The organism is Pseudoalteromonas sp. SWXJZ94C (genome assembly GCF_015864385.1).
Lineage (GTDB): Bacteria > Pseudomonadota > Gammaproteobacteria > Enterobacterales > Alteromonadaceae > Pseudoalteromonas.
In genome coordinates this window covers 32,112-56,000 of the sequence record NZ_JADYXF010000036.1, presented here as the reverse complement: position 1 = coordinate 56,000, position 23,889 = coordinate 32,112, and the positions used below count along the sequence as shown (strand labels likewise).

Genomic DNA, 23,889 nt, shown 5'->3' with positions numbered 1-23,889 from the left:
CGGCCAAAGGGATCAGACTGTAAATCTGACGGCTCAGCCTTCGCTGGTTCGAATCCAGCTCCCTCCACCACTTTTCTACTTCTTATCTAGTAATTCATCTGTTTTATACAAACTATTTAAAATACCCACTGCAAACTACTTCCATGTATTTTTAACCATTGTGATGCTGCTTTATATTCAGGATAAAACGTTTCAACCCGTTGCCAAAATGCTTTACTGTGATTTAAATAACGCAAATGTGCTAATTCATGAACTATTACATAATCTATAATGTGGTGAGGCGCACAAACAAGATGCAAATTAAACGTTAGCTCACGTTTACTATTACAACTTCCCCACTTTCGCTTATAAACTCCAATATTTAAATTCTCAGGTAATATCTCTTTCATTTGAGTGCAGTAATAAGCTAATTGCATTTCTATATAGGCAGTTAACTTCTCTTTTAAATATGCTTCCAATAACTTTTGATGCTTTTGTTGCTGATGCTTAACACGAGAAGATACCGTAATTAATAATCCCTCATCTAAATAAGGTTTTACTGCAGAGTCAGGACCTTGCTCAAACCGTAAATTAACTACTTCTGAAAAAAGACGTATTTGTTCTTTTTCAAAGGGGTATTGTTTGGTATCAGTTGCATTAAGCTGCTTTCGTAACTGGGCATCTACCCACTGTTTTTTTTCATGTAACCAGCTATCAATTTGATTTTTTGCCACATAACTAGGAGCATATACCGTCACTTTTTGATTGTGCACTTTAATAGCAACTGTTTTTCGTCGGGCACTTTTTTTTAGCTGGTACTCAAACACAATAACGTCTCATAAATAAATTTTATATGCTGATGCAATAATATCGTATCTACTGCGTATATTTAATACTTATATTTACATAATAAAATTGCCTCTTATTTAATAATTAGCATTGTAACCTTCTTTACTTGTAGTTTTATAACTAACGAAATCGTATTAATAATTTAAAGTTGTTTTTTATAGTTCAAAAAACATATAGCCCCAATCTAAATATAAAAGTTAAAGCGATATTTGAGTAATAAAAGATAATTATTAGTTATAAAGTTGTTGTTTTAAGGCATTCGTGGAATTAACAGTTTATTTATTAAGAAATTACATTAAAATAAAAATATAAAGACTATATTTTGAGCCGCTATGTTATCCGCATTTTTCATTAAAGACCAAGATCCAAGCTTAATTGTGAATGGGGTTTACGATCCTGTTTTGGTATCGATGTCTGTTTTAATTGCAATATTTGCTGCATTTTTTACAACTAAGCTCATTGATTTAGCAAAAGAGACTAAATTTCCAAGTTATCAACGTATCGCTAATATAACGGCAGCAACTGTTTTTTCAGCCGGTATTTGGAGTATGCATTTTATTGGTATGCTGGCTTTTTCGTTGTGTACTAATATCAAGTACGATCCAACTATTACATTGTTATCTTTTATTCCCGCATTTTTGGCCTGCCAATATGCTGTATCAATGCTGGTAAACAGTAATGGTAATTTTAAAGTATTAGCTATCTGCTCAGTATTACTCGGCTCAGGTATAGGTACCATGCATTACAGTGGCATGGCTGCAATGGAACTCTCTCCATTATTGCGTTACGATCCTTTAATGTTTGGGCTTTCAATTATTGTTGCAGTGGCACTTTCTTTCATTGCTTTATATTGTCGTTTCAACCTTGAAAAAGTATTCCCAAATTTAACCTCTCTCCAAAACCGCTCAATTAGCGCTCTTATTCTAGGTTCAGCCGTCGCAGGCATGCACTATATGGGAATGGCAGCAACGCGTTTTGTTGCAACCTCTCCACTGCTATACGACGATGTTAATGCTACAGCAGGTCTTACTTTTGTCGCTATCGCGGTTGCCACAGCAACGGTCGCAATAACAAGTGTAGTTGCCGTTCTTAACGGCATGGTTAGATATAAAATGTTGCTGGAAGAAAAGTCGGCTGATGAGTCTCGTTTAAATGCTATTTTAGGCACCGCTATTGATGGCATTGTGACAATAGATCATAAAGGCGTGATTTTGAGCTTTAACGAATCAGCGAGTAAAATTTTTGGTTGGCGTGAAAGTGAAGTACAAAGCAAGAACATAAAAATGTTAATGGACGATACCATCGCAGCACATCACGATAGCTATCTTTCAAGTGCTAAAAATGTTGATTTAGGCAAGGTCATTGGTGTTAACCGTGAAATATTAGCAAAACATAAAAATGGTCACTTATTCCCTATTCGCTTGGGTGTAGGAGAGGTAAACCAACCAGGACAAAACCCGTTATATGTTGGTTTTATAACTGATTTAAGTGAGCAGCGAAAACTACAACGAAACATTATTGAAAAAGAACAAAAATATCGCTCTTTAATAGACAATATGCCAGGTGTCGTGTTTCGATGTAAATTTGATATTAATTGGACTATGTTATTTATAAGCCCCAGAATATTAGAATTAACGGGCTATAAATCAGAGGAATTTACTGAGCATTGCATCGAGTTTAACGATCTTGTTTTAAAAGTTGACCAACAACCTATCCTAGATGCTATTACATTAGCTATTGAAGAAAAACGACAATATTCTATTGAATATAGAATTAGGCATAGAAATGGCAAAATTTTATGGCTTTTAGATAAAGGTAGTTTTGATTTTTCAGATAAAGCGACACCGCAATGGATTGACGGCGTACTAGTCGATATTACTGAACGAAAAGAATACGAAGCAAAATTAGAAAAATCTAAACTCCAAGCAGAAGAAGCCGCGTTTGCAAAGCAATCTTTTATGGCTAATATGAGCCACGAAATACGCACGCCTATGAATTCAATTATTGGTTTTAGTGACTTGTTAATGGATACCCCACTAGATCAAGAACAACAAAAACATCTTATTACCGTTAATAATGCCGCACGTTCTTTGTTACGTCTACTTAATGAAATTCTTGATTCAGCAAAATTAGAGCGCGGCAAACTGACTATAGAACCAATTCACTTTAGTTTAAAACCTGTAATAGATAGTATTATTTCTACCTTTTGGCTTGAAGCTAAAAAGAAAGATCTTAACCTAACTCTCGATATTAAAGCATCTGTACATACAGCCTACTATGGTGACCCTGATCGAGTAAGACAGGTGCTTACTAATCTTATAGGTAATGCTATAAAATTTACCGAACAAGGCTCTGTAACCGTCACCGTAAGTACAACACAAAACGAGCACCTGTTTTTTGAAGTTCAAGATACGGGTATTGGTATTGCTAAGGATCGTGTAAAAGCTGTTTTTCAGCCTTTTGAACAAGCAGATGGCACAACTACACGTCGATTTGGAGGCACTGGGCTTGGTACAACGATAAGTAAGCAACTTGTTGAACTTATGGGCGGTACAATTAATCTAGTGAGTAACATAGGCAAAGGCACTTGCTTTTACTTTTCATTACCATTAGAGGAAGGTGACGAAACTAAAATAGATTATTTTGACGGTCTACATACTCAGCTACCAGCGCTAAGAGTGTTAGTTGTTGATGATATAGAACAAAATACAGAGCTTCTTTCGTTGTTACTTTCTCGCGATCAACACATAGTAACTAAAGCGAGTAATGGGCTTGAAGCCATTGATATTTTTGAGAAACAAGATTTTGATGTTATTTTAATGGATATACATATGCCTGAATGCGACGGTATTGAGGCAACAATTAAAATACGCAAAATTGAAAAACAAAGGCAATTAAAATACACACCTATTATCGCCTTAACAGCGAGTGTGTTACAGCAAGATAAACTGACTGCAAAAAAAGCAGGTATGAACGGTTTTGCAAACAAACCAGTCGATATAAATCAACTAAACCAAGAAATTGCTCAAGTTTTAGGCCTGGGTTTAGCAAAAGAAATTGTAATATCGCAAACAGACCCTAGTGCCCAACACATTGATTTTGAAAAAGGCTTAGCTTTATGGGGCTCTAGGTGCAAACAATTAACTGAAATCACTAAATTTACTAATGACACAGACAAACGATTTGAAACTCTATTAAACGAACCGCTATCTGATATAAAAGATATTGATAGTTTAATTCATACCCTGAAAGGTGTTGCTGGAAATCTAGGTCTTAGTACTTTAATGAAGCTATTAGCCAGTTTAGAACAAGCAACCGATGCTAATATTGATGGTATTTTATCGGCAATAAAAAATGAGCTTGCCGTCATAACTAAGTTACTAGCAAGTAGTGTGTGTAAAAAACCAGATAATACAGTTGAAGAGACCGATACATTATCAATAACTGAAATAAAAGCACTTTGTGAGCAACTTTACCAAGATGCCAAAAATGCTGAACTTAATGATGATCTACTTACTCAATTACAACGTAACCCTGCATCACAATTTAAAGAAAATATAGCTGATATAGCAGACGCATTTGATGAGTTCGATTTCGATGCCGCAGAAGTGAAATTAGAAACTTTACTTGAAAAATTAACACATGAATGAGTATTAATTAATGGATTTTTCTTCCGATAGGCCACGTATATTAATTGTTGACGATGAGCCAGCAAATCTAAAAGTAATGCGAGAAGTGTTAGGTAATCAATATCGAATGTCTTTTGCTAAATCAGGAGATGCAGCCCTTGCTTTGCTAGAAAAAGATCTGCCACAGCTCATTTTACTCGATATTATGATGCCAGATATGAATGGCTTTGAAGTATGTCAATTAGTAAAAAGCAATCCAAAAACATCTCATATTCCAGTTGTTTTTGTAACCGCCTTAGGTGATGAAAGTGATGAATTTAAAGGTTTTGAGCTTGGTGCTGTAGATTATATTACTAAGCCTATTAGTCCTGCAATTGTAAGAGCAAGGGTTAAAACACATCTTTCACTTGTGCAAGCTGAACAACTAAAACAAGCCCATGTAGATTTAGTACAGCGATTAGGGCGCGCTGCAGAGTATAAAGATACCGATACGGGTGAGCATATTGTTCGAATGAGCCAATATTGCAAAGTACTTGCATTAGCATTAGGTATGCCAGAGCATCAGGCTGAATTATTACGCCAAGCCGCCCCTATGCACGATGTTGGTAAAATCGGCATTCCAGATGCTATCTTATTAAAGCCTGGACGACTAACAAGCGAAGAATTTGATCATATGAAAAAGCATGCTGTTATAGGTGCGCAAATTTTAGCTAATTCATCATCTCCTTTATTGCAACTTGCTCATAGGCTGGCAATTGAACATCATGAAAAGTGGGATGGTACCGGCTACCCTAATGGGCTAAAAGCTGAAGAAATATCAATAGAAGGTCGAATCGTTGCTATAGCAGACGTATTCGATGCACTTACATCTAAACGCCCTTACAAAGAAGCTTGGAGTGTTGAAGAAACAGTTTCACATATGCAAAAACAAGCCGGAATTCATTTCGACTCTGCTCTAATGGAACTATTTATCAGTAAATTAGACGATATTCTTGCTATAAAGAATGAAAATCAAGGAAGTTAATCTTTCTTAGCTGAATGAGACCCTAAGCTAACTTTTGGAAAATAAGATTTAATATAAGTGTAGTCGTGAGAAGTAATCTCATGGCTATTGCCGCTTTCGTCTTTAAAGTACATAGAAAATGTTACACCATGATCTGCTAAAATTACTTTTATATTTAAACACTCAAAATGTGAAAGCCACTGTATAAACTGCTCGCCAGTTGCCAAAAATGCAATCCCTTTACTGCATCCCTCTCCTTCAAAAAGTGCTAAACGAGTTGTTAAACTAGCATCTTCAAGAGTTAAAGGTCCTTGCCCACTCTCATTCCAAAAGGCAAGCTCGGTTACTACGCTAAAACCTAAAACATGTTCATACCACTTAACGGCATTAGCTAAGTTATCAACATTTAAATGACAATGATCGATACCAGATAATGTAGGTGTGTTTGTATTATTCACATTACTCACCAATTTCTGACTTTAATTGTTCTAAAAATTCGTGCATGTACGTTGTACGTCTTTTAGCTTCATCTTTAGCTGATGGCGTATTCATGCTATCTGCAATATGTAATAACTTTATAAAAAAATGATCAAGCGTGTATTTCTTATCATCGGCTTCACGTTCAATACAAAAAGGGTCTTCTGGATTATACAATAACCGAGAAATTGAGCCACCAACCTTCATGCACCTGCTCACCCCAATAGCGCCCAATGCATCCATTCTGTCTGCATCTTGTACTATTTGCGCTTCAACAGTTTTAATTTTTATATTGGCGCTGAAGCTATGTGCTGCAATTGCATGATGAATCTCATCAAAAAGTGATTCGTCATAATTAACAGATTTTAAAAACTCTAGTGCTTTATCTGCAGCCATAGTAGAAGCTTTTGCACGATCGGGATGATTTTTAGCTACGGCTACACAGTCGTGCATCCACGCTGCCGGTAACACTACCGACATGTTTGCCTGCTCTGCATTACACAATTGTATTGCAACGCGCACCACTCGCTCTATGTGTGTAATGTCGTGAGCTACATCGGCATGCACCAAAGAGGTTATAAATTTTCTACATTGTGAATTAAGCATTTCTAAATCGGGGCTTAAAATGGCGTCAGGCACTAATAGGTTCCAAAAGCTAATGAATCGATGAATTACCCGTACTTTACCGTGCTTTATGCCCCTCTTGCAAAACATTCATTGTATGTTGCTCGTTGCTTGACTAAAATACAGCGCTTATTTATTACTACTGAGAAGCCCTATGTCATCTGCCGTTTACCTACAAGCTGGTCGCGATAAATCATTAAAAAGAAAACACCCTTGGTTATTTTCAAAAGCCATCAAAAAAATTAAAGGTAAACCAGGATTAGGCGACACAGTAACGATTCATGACAGTGAAGGTAAGTTTTTAGCAACAGCCGCTTACAGCCCTCATTCACAAATTCGTGCTCGTGTTTGGAGCTTTGACGAGAAAGAAGTAATCGATCAAAACTTTTTTGAACGCCGTTTACGCCGCTCATTAGAAGCACGTAGCCAAGTAATTGAAGAAGGCGGGTTAACAGGCTTTAGATTATGTGCTGCGGAATCTGATTACCTACCTGGCGTTACAATCGACAAGTTTGATAACGTATTAGTGTGTCAGCTATTAAGTGCTGGTGCTGAGCGTCATAAAGGCGAAATTGTAGGCGCACTAATGTCTATTTTCCCTGGATGTAGTATTTATGAGCGCTCTGACGTAGAAGTACGTAACAAAGAAGGCTTAGAGCCAATTAAGGGTGCACTTTGGGGTAATGAACCAACACAGCCAGTACTTATTGATGAAAATGGTTTTAAAATTGAAGTCGATATAATTAATGGTCATAAAACAGGATTTTATTTAGACCAACGCGATAGCCGTGCTGCACTTGAACGCTTTTCAAAAGGTAAAACCGTACTTAACTGCTTTAGCTACACAGGTACATTTTCATTATACGCTTTGCGTGGTGGATGTGAGCATGTAACTAATGTAGATGTATCTCAACCTGCTTTAGATACAGCAAAGCGTAACGTTGAACATAATAACTTAGATTTAGATAAAGTTGATTTTGTTAAACAGGATGTATTTAAGTTACTACGCCAATACCGCGATGAAGGCAGACAGTTTGATACTATAGTAATGGATCCACCTAAGTTTGCTGATAATAAAGCACAGCTAACAGGTGCATGTCGTGGTTATAAAGATATCAACATGATTGCCATGCAAATACTTAAACCAGGTGGAACGCTATTAACGTTTTCATGTTCTGGTTTGATGGAGCAAAATTTATTTCAAAAAGTAGTCGCTGATGCAGCACTTGATGCGGGTAAAGACCTACTTATAATGGAGCGCTTGAATCAAGCTGCCGATCACCCTATCGCAGGTAGTTACCCTGAAGGCTTTTACTTAAAAGGCTTAATCTGTAAGGTATATTAATAACTAATGATTCAATTTAATTAGTTAAACTGAATGATTTCAAGCCCTGCGGTTATAGTGCCATCATCTTCTTTGCTGGCACGTATTACTTTAGCCGTTGCCTTTAAAGGGGCAATACTTGGATGAGTAGACGCTATATCAACAGATAAAATAGTGTTTGGTTCGAGTAAATCATCTAAATGCAGCGACAACCCCGTCGCACTTAAATCTGTACACTCTGCTGTATAGTTTAAACCCGCAACAGGTTCTATTGTTGTTAAATTTGCAGGCGTATTCACCTGCATACGTCTAAAGTTTCGTTTGTCGTCTGTAAACATATTACCCTCTACACAATCGTATTAATTTGCTCTAGTAATACACCCATAGAAAAAGGCTTTACTACATAAGCATCACATCCGGCATCAAATCCAGCTTGTTTTTCAAGTGGCGATTCAAGTCCTGAAACCATAACAACGGGAATATTTTTTGTTTCTGGGGTATGTTTAAGCATTCTACATGTATCATAACCATCAAGCCCTGGCATACATACATCTAGTAATATAATGTCCGGAGGATTAGCAATTGCCGATGCAAGGCAACTTTGCCCAGAGTCAGCGTAGCTAACCTCAAACTTTGATGCTAGCCCAGCTTTGAGTATCTCGTAATTAAAATACTCATCGTCTACCACTAACAAATGTTGTCTTCTCGTTTCATTCAATGAGGACATGTGTATGCCGTTTCCTTCTCATAACAAAAAATAAATCCTTCTATTAAGGTACTAAGCTTAATAGAAAATGCAAGTTTTATTCAATTTCTTTTATCGCATTTAATACACGTTTAGCAGAAATTGGATAAGGCGTACCTAACGTTTGTGCGAATAATGATACTCTTAGCTCTTGCTGCATCCAAAAAATAGCTTCTACTTCTGGTGGATGAGGCATACCTTTTGGTGTTTTATTAGCTAATTTCTTATACTCTAATGCTACTTTATCTAGCTCAAGTACACATAGCCTATCTTTGTTAGGGTCTACAGGCAGTTTTTCTAAACGCTTTTGAATCGCTTTTAAATAACGAATTAAATCCCCTAGTTTCATTGCACCATGTTGGCTAACAAAACCTTTAAAAATGAGTGATTCCAGTTGAGATTTAATGTCGCCATGCGCGGTTATCATAGTTAAATCAACTCGCCCTTTCATTTTTTTATGTAAAACATGGGCAATACTTAAAACTTGTTCAACTTGGACTGCAATTTCTACAACAGCATCACCTAACTCACCGCGTATATGCTCTTTTACATTTTCAAATGCATCACTGGTACGAATATCCCCGTACTTAACTAACAGGCTATCTACGCCAGAAGCTATACAATCATCAATTAGGTCAGCTATTTTACCAAACGGATTAAAATACAAACCAAGCTTAGCTTTGTTTGGTAAATTTTGCTGTAAATATTTAATTGGCGATGGCACGTTTAACAATACTAAGCGGCGCAAACCTTGTTGGTGCGATACTTGTGCTTTAACTTCGTTATCAAAAAGCTCAACTGCAGCACTTGATTTTTTATCCACCAGCGCAGGGTAAGCCTTTATTTCATACTGCCCTTGCTTTTTAACATACGAGCTAGGTAACTCGCCAAAATCCCATTGTGTTAAATCTACTTTTTCTATGCCTTTATCGGCTACTTTAGATAACGTTTGAGTCACTTCGCCTTGTAACTCAGCTTTAAGCTTAGCTAAATCAAGCCCGCGTGCGAGTAATTTATCGTTATCATCACGTACTTCAAACTGAAAACGTAAATGCGGTGCAAGCGCGCTCAAATCCCATGCCTCTGGGTCTACTCGCACGCCGGTCATTCTTAGTAAGCGATTGCTCAATGACTCAATTAAATTACCTTGCATTGGTTCTATTGCAGCAAGTACAGCATCTGCATAATTAGGCGCTGGTACAAAGTTACGACGAAGTGATTTAGGCAGCGATTTAATTAGTCCACTTATCAACTCATGTCTAAACGCTGGTATATGCCAATCAAAACCAATCTCTTGAACTTGGTTTAGCAAGGCAACCGGAATTTGTACAGCAACACCATCTACTGCTTGTCCAGGGTCAAAATGATAAGCAAGCGGTAAAATTAAATTATCTTGTTGCCATGTATCAGGGTAATCAAACTCTGTAATACTATTTGCACCGTGCTGCATTAACTCTTCGCGGGTCATGTGCAAATAGTGCTTATTTTGCTGTTTTTGGGTTTTATACCATTTTACAAATGCAGCACGATTATTGATCTCTTTTGGAATCTTTTTATCGTAAAACTCAAATAATGTTTGCTCATCAACTAAAATATCACGACGACGCGATTTATTTTCAAGAACTTGAATATCTTCAATTAATTCACGATTAAACTGTAAAAAGCTTTCATTTAAACCGAGATCTTGTTCTACCAGTGCAGTACGAACAAACAGCTCTCTACTTACTTTAGGGTCGATGTTGCTATAAACACATCGGCGCTTATTAACGACTAGTAAACCGTAAAGTGTTTGTTGTTCAAACGCGATTACTGCACCAGGCTTTTTCTCCCAATGAGGTTCTGTATAACTACGCTTAACCAAGTGCTGAGCCAAAGGTTCAACCCAGTTAATATCAATTTTAGCGTTAATACGTGCGTATAATTTACTTGTTTCTACAAGCTCCGCCGACATCATCCATTTAGGGCTTTTCTTAAATAATCCCGAACCCGGAAATATATAAAACAGGCTATTACGTGCACCTTTATAAACTTGTTTTTCATCTTTAAAGCCAATATGACTTAGCATACCGCTCAATAACGCTTTGTGGATAAGTTCGCCATCAGCCGCTTGGCTGGTTGCTTTCATACCCATTTCGTTGCATACAGTACTTATTTGATAAACAATATCTTGCCACTCACGCAAACGCATATACGCTAAAAAATCTTTTTGACACAACTTTCTAAACTGACCATTAGTCAGATCACTTTGCTGCTCTTCTAAGTAATTCCATAGATTTAAAAAAGCGATAAAATCTGAATCTGGATCATCAAAGCGTCCGTGTTTTTCATTTGCAGCGGCACGTTTTTCTTGAGGTCGCTCACGGGGATCTTGAATCGAAAGCGCAGCAACAATTATAATAACTTCTCGTAGTGCGCCAAGCTTATGCGCTGTTAACACCATTTTAGCTAAACGAGGGTCAACGGGTAATCGGCTAAGCTCTCTACCCGATTGCGTTAAACTCGTTTTGCTATCTCGCTGTGCAGGTTTTACCGCTTGTAGCTCTTCGAGCAGCATTAAACCATCGTTAATATTACGGCTATCTGGAGCTTGCACAAACGGAAACTGTGCCATATCACCAAGCCCAAGTGCTAACATTTGTAAAATTACAGAGGCTAAATTGGTACGTAGTATTTCGGGATCTGTAAATTCAGGTCGCGATATAAAGTCATCCTCAGCGTATAAACGGATACAAATACCCGCTTCAACACGCCCACAACGACCCATACGCTGATTAGCACTTGCTTGTGATATAGGTTCTATTGGTAAACGCTGAACTTTTGTACGGTAGCTATAACGGCTTATACGCGCAGTTCCTGGGTCTATTACATAACGAATACCCGGCACGGTTAATGATGTTTCGGCTACGTTTGTCGATAAAATAATATGGCGACGAGAATGCGGTGCAAATATACGGTTTTGCTCTGCGTTCGATAAACGAGAATAAAGCGGCAACACGTCGGTGTGTTTTAAATTACGCTTGCTGAGTGCATCAGCTGTATCGCGTATTTCACGCTCACCATTTAAAAAGATCAGTATATCGCCAGGACCTTCAGCACAAAGCTCGTCAACCGCATCAAAAATACCTTGCAGTTGATCGCCTTCTGCTTCCATATCATCTTTATTAATGTCGGTAATCGGGTTATAACGCACATCAACAGGGAAAGTACGTCCCGACACTTCAATAATTGGCGCATCATCAAAATGTTTAGAAAAGCGCTCAGGGTCAATGGTTGCAGAGGTAATGATTATTTTTAAATCAGGGCGTTTAGGAAGTAGGTTTTTTAAATAACCTAAAATAAAGTCAATATTTAAACTACGTTCATGCGCTTCATCAATAATAATAGTATCGTATTGATTTAAAAAACGATCTTGCTGAATTTCTGCCAGTAAAATACCGTCGGTCATTAATTTAACGTAAGTATTATTTGAAACCTGATCGCTAAAACGAATTTTAAAGCCAACTTGCTGACCAAGTTCACACTTCATTTCTTCTGCAATACGATTGGCAACTGTACGTGCAGCTAATCGACGTGGTTGAGTATGACCAATTAAGCCATCAACACCTCGACCAAGCTCTAAACACATTTTAGGGATTTGCGTGGTTTTCCCCGAGCCCGTTTCGCCGGCAATAATAACCACTTGGTTATTTGCTATAGCGTTTTTAATCACATCCTTTTTTTGACTTACTGGCAATTGCTCTGGGTAAGTCACCTTAGGAAGATTAGCTAAACGTTTATCACGAAACTCTTGGCTACGGGTAATATCAGCCGCTATTTTTTCAAGCGCGTGTGCATGTTTGCTTTCATCTGTTATTTTTTTTACGCCATGTAAGCGTTTTTTGAAAATGAATTGATCTTTTTTTAAGCACGTTTTTAGTTCGCCAAACAGCTGACCTAGGTTTACCACCCGCATACCTTACAAAATTAGTAAAAGAGTCGTAATTATATCAAATTAAATGGCTGGGGTTAATCCTACAAAACGTATAACAACTACACGTTTATTATATAAAAGGATTAGTTACTCACTTAAACCAATTATTCATCGTTAAAAATGCCCACATAGGTTGCTTGCGTGTTCGATTTGCTCGCGCGATACATTCCAGAAGTATTAAACGGCAAACTAATATTACCTTTAGTATCAATAATAATAACGCCACCAGTACCGCCAATCGGTTTAAGTACGCCGTTTATAACATCATTCCCCGCATCAGCAATGGTTTTACCCTGATACTTAACACGTGCACAAATATCACTGGCTACATTGTAACGAATAAAATACTCGCCATGCCCAGTTGCCGATACAGCACACGATTCATTCTCAGCAAATGTACCGGCGCCAATTACTGGTGCATCACCAACACGACCATAACGTTTTGCCGTCATACCTCCCGTTGATGTACCTGCCGCTAAATTACCATTTTTATCCAACGCTACAGCGCCAACAGTACCCATTTTATAATTATTAGGTAACGCCTTATGTGCGGCTTGATACGCTTTGCTGGCTGCTTTCGCTTTATCTAATTTTTGTTTTGCTTTTATCAGCGCTTCATAACGATGGGGTGTATCAAATAAGTTATTTTCAATTAACGTTACGCCTTGCTCTTTAGCAAACTCCTCAGCCCCTTGACCACTTAGCATTACATGTACAGAATTTTCCATTACTAAACGCGCTAAATTAATTGGGCTCTCTATATGCTTTACACCTGCCACTGCACCTGCTTGGCGATTTCGTCCATCCATAATCGACGCGTCGAGTTCATGGCTTCCTTCATAAGTATATACCGCACCACGACCAGCATTAAAATAAGGCGACTGTTCCAGCACTTCAATAGCCGCTGTAACCGCATCTAAACTTTCACCACCAAGTTCAAGTACTTTGTAACCAGTTTCAACGGCTTCACTTAGTTTATCTCGGTAAAGTTGCTCTTGCTCTGGTGTAAACCGTGCTTTTTCGATTGTGCCAGCCCCACCATGAATCGCAATAGCAAAAGGAGTCTCCACGCTTAACGCATCATTACTTAACGTTAAACAGCTGCTGGCAGTAATTGCAAATAATAATTTTTTCATAGTGGACTCTCAGGGTTTATAGGCTATTTATACAATTTGAATTGTTGTGGCTAAAATTTCAACTAAAGTGAGTTTAATGACATAAAAAAAGCGCCCTAAGGCGCTTTTTAAATTTAACGTGTTTTTAATTAAGCTTGTTTAGCTTTTAAACGCGCTAAACGTGCTACTTGGTGTGTAGACGTTAGGAAAGAATAAATTGGTGCTAAATAACCGCGTTTACGAAGTTCTAAGAAGTCTGCATCGCTTAAGCTATTTAATTTTTTCTCATCGATAAGGTAAATACCGTTGATGTCTTTTTTCTCGCCTTTAATATCTACTGTTAGCGTTTGTGCTACTAGTAACTCTTTATCAGCAAGGAATTTAGTGAACGCGTCAGTCACTTGAGAAAACTCAATGAACGATACTAGCGCTTCTTTACGACGTTTAAGGTAATCAGTTTCTTCGCCGTTTTCAAACAACGCGTTACCTTCTTCTTTACCTACAAGTGAACTGCCTTCATCAAGCACGATACCAAATTGATCTTGGTCAGGGTGTTTAACAAGACCTAATGGGTAACGAGTAGACGCCATTGGTGCAAATGCAGCTGTCCATTTACCATCTTCAACAAAAAGGTTTTCGCCTGGCTCAAGACCAAACATAGCAACGGCTTGATAAGTATCATTTTCGTTATTTTTAACGAATGACATTGGAAACTCGTTTGCTACACGTGCAAACTCATGTGCAACTACTGGCACTAAATGTTGAGTTTTCATAAATTCTACGTTGATGCCATTTTTAATTTTAATGTCGGCATGTTTTTCGTTGTGTAAAGGCTGTACTTGTTGCTCCGCCATGATACTGCTCCGTTTATTTTTAAATTATATAATTCATTGTTAATACCTTTAGGCTAATGCTTTTGAAACCAAAAAGGAAGGGAAACTTTTATGACAACCGTCATGAAAAAATAAAATTTAAATAAATCTGTACGTTGCCAAAAAACATACAAGTAATAAAATTAAAATGTGCTTAAAAATAATACGTTACATGGCTAATACCTATACAGACCCAGCGTTTTAATTAACAAAAGTTAACACTTAAAATATTATTTCTTTGTTTTTAGCGAGTGATATTTAAGCAAACAAAAAGGCAGCTAAAATTAGCTGCCTTTTCTAAATGTACATTAAACGTCTAATTTTTAAATTAAGGCGCCCAATACACTTCAATATTTATACTTGGGTGATTAAGTACAGCGCGTAATGGCATGTCGTTTACATTACCATCCGCTCTAGCTTGTTTGTAAACAGCGAGCTTTTCTTCACCGCTAATTAAAAGCTTAACGACTTTTGATTGTGCAATCGCATTTAAGGTCAGGCTCATTCGCTCTGTAATACTTCCTGTAACATCACTTTGTATTGCATTAATAGCGCATACAAGGTTCTCGGTCGTTAAACCGTTCTCTAAACCTTCAGCATTAGGAAAAAGCGACGCAGTGTGTCCATCAGGACCCATACCTAAAATAGTTACATCAAACGGGCGTTTTAATGCACCAAACGCATTTTCACATACATTGGTACCTTGCTCTGCTGTTTGTGCTTCATTTTTCATAGTAATGAAATTTGCAGCAGCACCATGATTTTGAAGTAATGTGCTTTTTATAAAAGCTTCGTTACTTTTTTCGTGAGTTGGCTCTACCCAGCGCTCATCAACCATTGCAACATCAACATTTTGCCAATCTAAATCAAGCGTCGATAAATGTTTATATGCAGGTGCTGGCGACGAGCCGCCAGATACCATTAATACAGCACGTCCATCATTTGCTATACCATCACGTAAAGATTGCTCTAGCGTGGCAGAAAGCTCTGCTGTTAGTTCGTCTTTACTGTTAAAAAACTTTTCAACTAGTGTCGCCATTACTTATGCCTTATCGCCAGTGTTAAACCAAACATGGTTATTTTCTGCCAATAGTTCATCAGCATCATCCGGTCCCCAACTACCAGCACGGTAAAGCGCAGGTTTACCCTTTTCTTGCCAACGGTCGATAATTGGATCAATCCATTTCCATGCTTGACGAACTTCGTCGCGATGAATAAATAGCGAAGGATTATTTGCAGCCGCATCTAGCATTAAGCGCTTGTATGCATCTGAATGAAAACCATTGCTATAAGCTTGTGAAAGCTCAATGTTCATTGTTACTGGCTCTAGCTGCATTTGAAGGTTATCAAGGCGCTTAGACATAAGCGTTAATTGAATTGTTTCCTCTGGTTGCAAGCGAATAACAAGACGGTTTGGTTCGATATTACCTACATCATCTTCGTATATATTGTGTGATACTTTTTTGTATTCAACCACAATTTCAGCACAGCGTTTAGCCATACGTTTACCTGTACGAAGATAAAATGGAACACCGGCCCAACGCCAGTTATCAATGTGTGCACGAATAGCTACAAACGTTTCCGTTTTACTTGAACCTTCTTTTAGCTCTTCTAAGTAACCTGGTACAATTTTACCGTTTAAGTCACCTGGTACATATTGACCACGTACAATGTTTTCATCAACATCGCTGCCATCAATTGGGCGAAGTGCTTCTAATACTTTTAATTTTTCGTTGCGGATACTATTCGCATTAAGTTTATTAGGCGCTTCCATTGCCACTAAACATAATAACTGAAGTAAATGGTTTTGAACCATGTCGCGTAGTGCACCCGCTTTATCGTAAAAACCTGCACGGCTTTCTAGCCCTACTGTTTCAGACAAACTAATTTGGATGTTATCAATAGATTTAGCGTCCCACATGTTTTCAAATAATGAATTTGAAAATCGTAGTGCCATTAAGTTTTGTACTGTTTCTTTACCTAAGTAATGGTCAATACGGAATATTTGTTCTTCTTCAAAAAACTCTGCAATTTTAGAGTTAATTGCTTCAGCAGATTGACCGCAATAGCCAATTGGCTTTTCAACAACAACACGAGATGTTGGTGTTACTAAGCCTTTTGTAGATAATATTTCACAGCAAGTGCCATATACAGCAGGTGGAAGTGATAAATAGAACACACGTGATTTAGTGCTTTCGTGTTCATCTAAAATACCTTTTAACACATCCCAATTGTCGTCAGCTTCAGTAACGTTGCTTACTACAGGTACTAAAAAGGTAGAGAATGCTTTCCAATCTTTAGCGTTAAATTCGCCTTTACTTAAAAATTCTTGTAATGCTTGGTGCGCTGTTTCTATGTACTCAGCTCGCTTATCTTCTTCGCGAACAGTTGGCAGTATACGTGAGCCTTCAGGTAAATTACCTTCTTGATATGCTCGATACATTGCTGGTAGTAATTTGCGTAACGCAAGATCACCACCGCCCCCAAAAATTATAATATCAAAAGGATTAAGCATAGTTACTCTCTACGTTTAGGATACCTATTACAACTGCACCGGCAGTATGGTATGCCTGTTTACTTATTGGATGATGTTAGCTTTTATAAGTATGTTTAAACAAAAGCCTACTGAATTGTTCTTTATTGATGATGTTTTTATTATTTGATCATCTGCGCTTGTTAAATGAGCCTTAGGGGCCCTGTATTTCCTCTCACAAAAATACAGACCCTAAGCACTCCAGCGCTACCCGTTCAAAGGTACTCGGTTTGCTTACTTTAGTTTGCGTAAGCTAATTTTTTACTGCGTACGGTGTTGTTTATAGTACGCCATTAAGCCGTTTGTAGAACTGTCGTGATTGTGTTTAACACTTTCATCTGTCAGTTCACTTTCAATTTTAGATGCCAACCCTTTACCTAGTTCAACACCCCATTGATCAAACGAACATATTTCTAAAATAATGCCTTGGCAAAATATTTTGTGCTCGTACAGTGCAATTAAACGACCAACTGTCTTAGCATCTACAGTATCTAATAGCATAGACGTTGTAGGACGATTGCCCTGATGAATTTTATGATTTAGCAATTCATCAATTTGCGCTTGTGATTTACCTTTAGCGGTTAAATCAGCAGTTATTTGCGCTGCATCTACACCGGTCATCATCGCTTCTGTTTGTGCAAAAAAGTTAGATAATAAAATATCATGGTGCTTATCAACACTTACCTGTGGTTTAACCGATGCTATAAAATCAGCTGGCACAACCACATTACCTTGATGTAAACACTGGTAAAATGCATGTTGACCATTAATACCAGTCATACCCCAAATAATTGGAACCGTTGTGTACGGCACTGTTTCACCAGCAAAGTTTACGTGTTTACCGTTACTTTCCATTTCGCCTTGCTGTAAATAAGCAGGCAACATATGAAGAGCTTGGTCGTACGGCAAAATAGCTTGTGCTGTGTAACCTAAAAAGCTGGTATTCCATACACTTAAGAGCGCCATAATTAACGGTACGTTTTGCTCCAAAGGCGCAGCTTTAAAGTGTTCATCAACTTCAAACGCCCCTTCTAAAATAGCTTCAAATGCTTCAAAACCTAAATACAAAGCAATCGGTAAGCCTATCGCACTCCAAAGAGAAAAGCGACCACCAACCCAATCCCACATAGTAAATACGTTTTCGTCGCTAATACCAAAAGCGGCCGTTTTTTCTAAATTAGTACTTACCGCAACAAAGTGCTTTGCAACAGCACTGTTATCATTTGCGGTTTCTAAAAACCAGTCAACGGCTGTTTTAGCGTTAGTCATGGTTTCAGATGTAGTGAATGTTTTAGAAGAAATAACAAACAATGTTGTTTCAGGGTCAATTGCTTTTAAAACAGACGCAATCTGCACGCCATCGGCGTTAGATACATAATGAATATTTAAAGTGTCGTCAGCTAATGCTTTTAATGCTTCAGTTGCCATTTGCGGACCAAGGTTTGATCCACCAACACCAATGCTAACCACATTTTTTACAGCTTTACCTGTGTAGCCTACCCATTTACCACTGCGTACTTTTTCAACAAACACTTTAATTTTTGCTAGTTCGTTATCTACCGCTTGCGTTACATTTTCACCATCAACAATCAGTGGTGTATGTGCACGGTTACGAAGGGCTGTATGTAATACTGAACGCTCTTCGGTGATATTAATTTTTTCACCGCTAAACATTTTTTCACGCCACGTGGCAATGTCACACTCTTTGGCAAGTGAAATTAACTGAGCAAAAACATTTTTATCAATAAGCTGTTTTGAGTAGTCGAATAATACACCCGGAATTTGGGTCGAAAATTCAGAAAAACGCGAATCGTCTTGTGCAAATAATGTTTTAAGATGTGTTTGTTTCATCTTTGCTGCACTTTGCTCAAGCGCTTGCCAACTTGCTAATTGCGATCGGTTAGACATTTAATTATCCCCTAAGTTTTTCAACTAATTGATTTAATATTTCTTTTTTATAAAAGCAACACATTTGTAAGTGCTCATTTATACGTAAATAAAGCGTTCTTAGTATAACGAATAATGAAAAAAAAATGCTGTTTTTATAATTTCAGGTGCAGATGATAACGCACTTTTTTGCTTTTGACACCGGTATCATAAAAATTTTATAAATTAATTGACCCGCAATTTTAAAGGCACTGGCATAGTTTAATTGTTTAAAATGAAATATTAATGAATTTTAATATACCGTTAAATTCAAGTAATCGCTATTTGCTAATATAGAACAAATAAAAAGGTCAGCTATAAAGCTGACCTTCAATATTTTTTATAATTAATTAGTAGCTAAGCGCTAAACCACCATTGAGGTTATAAACAGTTTTGTAGCCAAGCTGCGATAAATTTGTAGCAGCAAGCTTTGAACGGTTGCCACTTCGACACAGTAATATATAGCTATTATTTTTATTGAGCTGACCTTCTACAATAGCATTTGCCATTCGACTTAACGGAATATTTAGCGTTTTATCACTATTGCTGTTAAACAACTGAGCTACATTATTAGCACCGTGCTCGTAAGGTTCTCGTGTATCTATTAAAAATGCATTATCGTTATTTAACATCGTTTTTGCAGCATCAAAAGTGAGTTGCAACGTTGTCACACTCGGTATTGCATCAACATAGCCACATAACTGCGTACTACTAACTTGCTTTTGTGTATCGTAATGCTCTTTTTTTACAGCAAACTCATCAACCGTTATATCACCCGAAAGTAGTTCATTAAGTAAGGGGGTTTGTTGCTGCTGCACATACCAGTTCATAGCAAAGCATTGTTGATAGTCGTGCCCGGAGCAAATTACGCTATTATTTGAAAGTTGTTCGTTTAGTAAAACTAAAGACTGCCCCATGCTATAAGCGCTTCCCCCTTCTAGTTTGGTATTGCCCAAACCGGCTGGTAAAACTAAGTCTCCGCAAAAGCAATAACGTGCCTGCCCACTTTTACTTTTTAATATGTAAGTTACGCTATCTTTGCTGTGACCTGGCGTTGCTATTTTTTCAAGTATATCATTATCTAATTCAATGGATTTACTGTGCGTTGACCAACCTAATTCGTCAACGTCAGTCTCAATTAAATGCGATGCTAAAACACTTCTTAATATAGCGGCTGCTGGGTTACGGTCTTGGTGTGCGTGCGTATCTAAAATTGCAGCTATTGTTAAGTTTTGCGTATTTGCGATTTTTTCAAAGCGAGGGATCAGCTCACTTATTGGATCAATTATTACCGCTTGTTTATTATCGCTTACGTATAACCAACTACATGCCCCTAAATGTCTAAATTGTGTTAAGCCAAGTGCACACACTTCTTGTGTTGGTGTTGTGCTGTCTGACACGATTAAACAATTTGCTTGTAAAATAGGTTTTAGCGCTCTAATACACCTGCATGCGTGTGCAATCTCTTGCTCAGTAGTTGCAGGTCCAAACGATAACCGAATCGCATTTTCGCTTTGCCACGTTGTTGCCCCCATTGCATCTAACACAAAACTTGTTGATGCACCTGTACTGCAAGCAGACCCACCACTAACACGAATTCCTGCTGCATCAAATAAATCAATCACCTCTTTGCTTGTTAAGTCATTAACTGCAAAGTTAAGTGTTGTAGGCACCGAATAAGCAAAATCATGATTAAATGTAATATCACCAAATGTATCGCTTAGCGCGCAATGTAATTGATCTCTGTAAATATTTAATACATCAGTTGATTTGAATGTTGAGTCGGTTTTATCAAGCAATAAACTGAATAACTTATTAAGCCCTGCAATACCTGGTAAGTTTTCGGTACCTGAGCGCATACCGTTTTCTTGCCCGCCACCCGCAATAAAAGCCGTATAAGCACTACCACTGCGAATATATAAAAGCCCTATTCCTTTTGGAGCATAAAGTTTGTGCCCTGAAAACGGTGCATAATCTATTGTTGTTTCGCTAAGTGCTAGCTGTTGCTTACCCAGCGCTTGAACGCAGTCAACCATCCACGACACATCGCTATTGCGGCTTCTTATTGTGTGCTCTATTGCTGTTAAGTCTTGATATACGCCGGTTTCATTATTAACTGCCATAGTGCATATCATTAATGCATTATCAATATGTTGAGCAATAAACTCTAAATCTAAAATACCGTTACCATCAACAGGAATAGCAAGTACTTTGGCGTTAATTTCAAGCACACTATTCCAATGCTTTAACGTATTTGGTACCGCTTTGTGCTCTGTAGCACCATATAACAACACTGGATTTTTTTTATTATGTTTTTTAGCGTTAATCAGTGTAGAAACAACAGCGGTTTGAATACCTTCGGTCGCGCCAGATAAAAACAAAATATCGCCATCGGTCGCACCTATAACTGTACGTGCTTTTTGGCGTGTTTGTTCTAATAAATGTTTGGCTTGAATACCAGTAATGTGCGGGCTTGAGGGGTTACCAAAACATATTTGCATGGTATGAGAAACTACATCAGCGATACAAGGCAACACGGGAGTTGTTGCGTTTGCGTCAAGATAAACTTGTTTCGCTGGTTCATCTTGCAATAAAAACTCAGACATTAAAAAACGCACCTTATTACTAAAAAATATATCTTATTACCAATAGTACATAAATTTAAAGGTAATGAGTAATAATCAATTAGCACTAGAGGTGCGTTTACTATGCTTTTTTATACTAAAAGTCTGTTTACTTAATTATTCACTGAGCTCTTTAGCAATTTCTTCGTGGGTAGATGACCACGCTGTTATTAATGCTTTTACTAATGAAGCCAGCGGTATCGCAAAAAACACCCCCCAAAAACCCCATAAGCCACCAAAAAACAGCACAGCAACAATTATAAACACAGGGTTTAAATCGACTGCTTCTGAAAAGAGTAAAGGTACAAGCACGTTGCCATCAAGTGCTTGAATAATTCCGTAGATAATTAAAATAGTCCAAAATTGAGTTTCTAATCCAAATTGAAATAACGCCACTGCGGCTACCGGAATGGTTACAAGTGCAGCGCCAATAAACGGAATTAACACCGAAAACCCAACAAGTACGCCAAGTAATGCTGCATAGCGTAAATCTAAAACAGTAAACGCAATAAATGAAGTGCCACCTACAATCAAAATTTCAAACACTTTTCCGCGAATGTAATTCATGATTTGCTGATTCATTTCGTTCCATACCTGTAAAATTAAACGTCGTTGCTGCGGAATAAGTGTAGCAACGCTGCTTGTTAGCTCAAGTTTGTCTTTAAGCATAAAAAACACAAGTAGCGGCACTAATACTAGGTAAATTAGCCATGCAACTACATCTTTTAAAGACGTAAGCGAAAACGAAAGTACAGCTTGACCAAACTCAACTACCTTAGCTTCAACGTTTGCCACTATTACTTGTACTTGTTCGGCATTAATTAAACTCGGGTAATGCTCAGGAAGCGCAAGTAAAAATGACTTTCCTTGCTCAATCATATGCGGTGTTTCTTGCACCAAATTACTCGTTTGCTGCCAAAGCACCGGCCCTATTACTAAAATAAGCGTTAACATAATGCCAATAAAAATTAGCATTACAATAATTGTGGATGTAAATCGTTTTAAACCAAAACGCTCTAAATGCAGCACAGGCCAATCAAGTAAGTAGGCTATTACCAATGCAACGAGTACAGGCACTATTAACGAGCCAAAAAAATACAGTAAGGCAACAGATGCCAGTAACAAAAATAATAGGGTAAACGAATGAGGATCTGAGAACTTCCTTTCGTACCACGTTTTTACATACTCAAACACGTAATAGCTCCACTAATAACAACCCCTGTTGTTTATTTAAATTATAATTATAATCATTTTTTTGCAAAAACCGCTCTATGTCGTTCGCGGCTTCACCCTTGTTCAAACTAAAAGTAATGCTTTGCTGTAATGATAATGCTTTACGTAGTCCTAATTTAAACTGAATAAACTGTTGAGGACACTTATAAATTCGCAAATCTTGTTTCAACATACTCGCTTTACCAACGTGTTAAAATGAATAATAAGTCGTATCGCCACGGTCTAGTAATTTATAACACGTGAACAAAGGTAACTTTTTCTTAAAACAACCACTGCAATGGTTTATCCTTACACCATAGTTAGCAGTAAGGATAAGTTAATGCCCGGCACGCATAATAAAGCGCAACTGCCAAGTAATCCAACACTCAAAGAGATTAATTGGTTTAAAAAACAGATAAACTGGGGAGAGTTACCTCCTTTTTATCACCTTGTTGCCTCATCAATAAGCGAATCTGAAGGGATTTTAGAGCATGGGTTTGATAACGCTGTTAAAAATTTAATTGATAAGCGTAATTGGAATTTAGATTTATTAGAGGGTTATGAAGATAACCTTGGCGAAATTTATACTAAACATAAGCCACGTATAGCACTGCACCAAGTGTTTACAGACAGAGGGTTTGAGCTTTGGGCTCAGCCTTATGCTAAAGACGTAATTATTGATCAATACATTAAAGGTAACCGCTTTGTAGAGTTTAAAGTATGGGACCCACTTTCAATGAAAAATTTGATTAGAATAAACCAATTACATAAGTTTATTGGTTTTTACTTTGAAAGCGGCGACAAAGCAGATAAAGCCATTATTTTACACGCACATAAAGTAGTGCATAAAATTATCACTTTTTTGCAGCGTGAATTGAACGTTGTAAAGCTAGATGGAGTCACAATAAAAGAACTCTATCAATTGTGCGAAAAAGATAGCCGTGCAAGTAGCGACGAAATAGACATTGCCAAAATTGCTATTGGCGAAAAAATTAACAAGGAATAAA

General features: G+C 37.6%; 18 protein-coding genes. 4 read left to right on the top strand and 14 right to left on the bottom strand.

Features of this window, described 5'->3' with window-relative positions:
• Positions 1-116: 116 nt before the first annotated feature.
• On the bottom strand, positions 117-806 hold the full coding sequence (locus I6F65_RS15485) for a M48 family metallopeptidase (protein ID WP_197113746.1): 690 nt from the start codon (positions 804-806) through the stop codon (positions 117-119).
• A gap of 354 nt (positions 807-1,160) precedes the next feature.
• Between I6F65_RS15485 and I6F65_RS15480 the strand changes: the two genes are divergently transcribed.
• Both I6F65_RS15480 and I6F65_RS15475 read left to right on the top strand, forming a co-directional pair.
• Positions 1,161-4,478 (top strand): MHYT domain-containing protein, encoded by a 3,318-nt coding sequence (locus I6F65_RS15480; RefSeq protein ID WP_197113744.1) that lies wholly within the window; start codon positions 1,161-1,163, stop codon positions 4,476-4,478.
• Positions 4,479-4,488: 10 nt separating this feature from the next.
• Positions 4,489-5,481, top strand: a complete 993-nt coding sequence (locus I6F65_RS15475) for a two-component system response regulator (protein ID WP_197113742.1) — start codon at positions 4,489-4,491, stop codon at positions 5,479-5,481.
• Here the strand turns inward: I6F65_RS15475 and I6F65_RS15470 are convergent.
• Both I6F65_RS15470 and I6F65_RS15465 read right to left on the bottom strand, forming a co-directional pair.
• On the bottom strand, positions 5,478-5,918 hold the full coding sequence (locus I6F65_RS15470; protein WP_197113740.1) for a VOC family protein: 441 nt from the start codon (positions 5,916-5,918) through the stop codon (positions 5,478-5,480). The two genes, I6F65_RS15475 and I6F65_RS15470, sit on opposite strands and share 4 nt — an antisense overlap.
• Position 5,919: 1 nt before the next feature.
• Entirely contained in the window at positions 5,920-6,576 is a 657-nt protein-coding gene (locus tag I6F65_RS15465; RefSeq protein ID WP_166111788.1) for an HD domain-containing protein, read from the bottom strand.
• A gap of 139 nt (positions 6,577-6,715) precedes the next feature.
• On the opposite strand from I6F65_RS15465, the gene I6F65_RS15460 reads away from it, so the two are divergent.
• A complete protein-coding gene (locus I6F65_RS15460) occupies positions 6,716-7,906 on the top strand; it encodes a class I SAM-dependent methyltransferase (protein WP_024611572.1) in 1,191 nt (396 codons plus the stop codon).
• Between the two features lie 20 nt (positions 7,907-7,926).
• Here the strand turns inward: I6F65_RS15460 and I6F65_RS15455 are convergent, their stop codons facing one another.
• The 11 genes from I6F65_RS15455 to I6F65_RS21840 all read right to left on the bottom strand — a co-directional run bounded on the left by I6F65_RS15455 (position 7,927) and on the right by I6F65_RS21840 (position 23,075).
• On the bottom strand, positions 7,927-8,223 hold the full coding sequence (locus tag I6F65_RS15455; protein WP_024611573.1) for a PilZ domain-containing protein: 297 nt from the start codon (positions 8,221-8,223) through the stop codon (positions 7,927-7,929).
• Positions 8,224-8,231: 8 nt separating this feature from the next.
• Positions 8,232-8,612 (bottom strand): two-component system response regulator, encoded by a 381-nt coding sequence (locus I6F65_RS15450; protein WP_024611574.1) that lies wholly within the window; start codon positions 8,610-8,612, stop codon positions 8,232-8,234.
• 76 nt (positions 8,613-8,688) lie between these two features.
• A complete protein-coding gene (gene hrpA / locus I6F65_RS15445; RefSeq protein WP_024611575.1) occupies positions 8,689-12,576 on the bottom strand; it encodes an ATP-dependent RNA helicase HrpA in 3,888 nt (1,295 codons plus the stop codon).
• A 128-nt stretch (positions 12,577-12,704) separates the two neighbouring features.
• A complete protein-coding gene (locus I6F65_RS15440) occupies positions 12,705-13,736 on the bottom strand; it encodes an isoaspartyl peptidase/L-asparaginase family protein (protein ID WP_197113739.1) in 1,032 nt (343 codons plus the stop codon).
• A gap of 128 nt (positions 13,737-13,864) precedes the next feature.
• On the bottom strand, positions 13,865-14,569 hold the full coding sequence (locus I6F65_RS15435; protein WP_024612935.1) for a SapC family protein: 705 nt from the start codon (positions 14,567-14,569) through the stop codon (positions 13,865-13,867).
• Positions 14,570-14,915: 346 nt separating this feature from the next.
• Positions 14,916-15,626: a 6-phosphogluconolactonase gene (pgl, locus tag I6F65_RS15430; RefSeq protein WP_024612936.1), complete on the bottom strand. Its 711-nt coding sequence runs from the start codon at positions 15,624-15,626 to the stop codon at positions 14,916-14,918.
• A 3-nt stretch (positions 15,627-15,629) separates the two neighbouring features.
• Positions 15,630-17,102, bottom strand: coding sequence for a glucose-6-phosphate dehydrogenase (zwf, locus tag I6F65_RS15425; RefSeq protein ID WP_024612937.1), 1,473 nt, complete (start codon positions 17,100-17,102; stop codon positions 15,630-15,632).
• A gap of 279 nt (positions 17,103-17,381) precedes the next feature.
• On the bottom strand, positions 17,382-19,028 hold the full coding sequence (gene pgi / locus I6F65_RS15420; protein ID WP_197113738.1) for a glucose-6-phosphate isomerase: 1,647 nt from the start codon (positions 19,026-19,028) through the stop codon (positions 17,382-17,384).
• A 368-nt stretch (positions 19,029-19,396) separates the two neighbouring features.
• Complete coding sequence (locus I6F65_RS15415; RefSeq protein ID WP_197113737.1) at positions 19,397-21,652, bottom strand: aminotransferase class V-fold PLP-dependent enzyme; 2,256 nt, start codon at positions 21,650-21,652, stop codon at positions 19,397-19,399.
• 135 nt (positions 21,653-21,787) lie between these two features.
• Positions 21,788-22,864 carry an AI-2E family transporter gene (locus tag I6F65_RS15410; RefSeq protein ID WP_024612940.1) on the bottom strand — a complete coding sequence of 359 codons (1,077 nt, stop codon included), beginning with the start codon at positions 22,862-22,864 and terminating at the stop codon, positions 21,788-21,790.
• A complete protein-coding gene (locus I6F65_RS21840; protein WP_231613211.1) occupies positions 22,857-23,075 on the bottom strand; it encodes a hypothetical protein in 219 nt (72 codons plus the stop codon). Before I6F65_RS21840 ends, I6F65_RS15410 begins: the two co-directional genes overlap by 8 nt.
• Positions 23,076-23,222: 147 nt before the next feature.
• Between I6F65_RS21840 and I6F65_RS15405 the strand changes: the two genes are divergently transcribed.
• Positions 23,223-23,888: a hypothetical protein gene (locus tag I6F65_RS15405; RefSeq protein ID WP_197113736.1), complete on the top strand. Its 666-nt coding sequence runs from the start codon at positions 23,223-23,225 to the stop codon at positions 23,886-23,888.
• Position 23,889 lies beyond the last annotated feature (1 nt).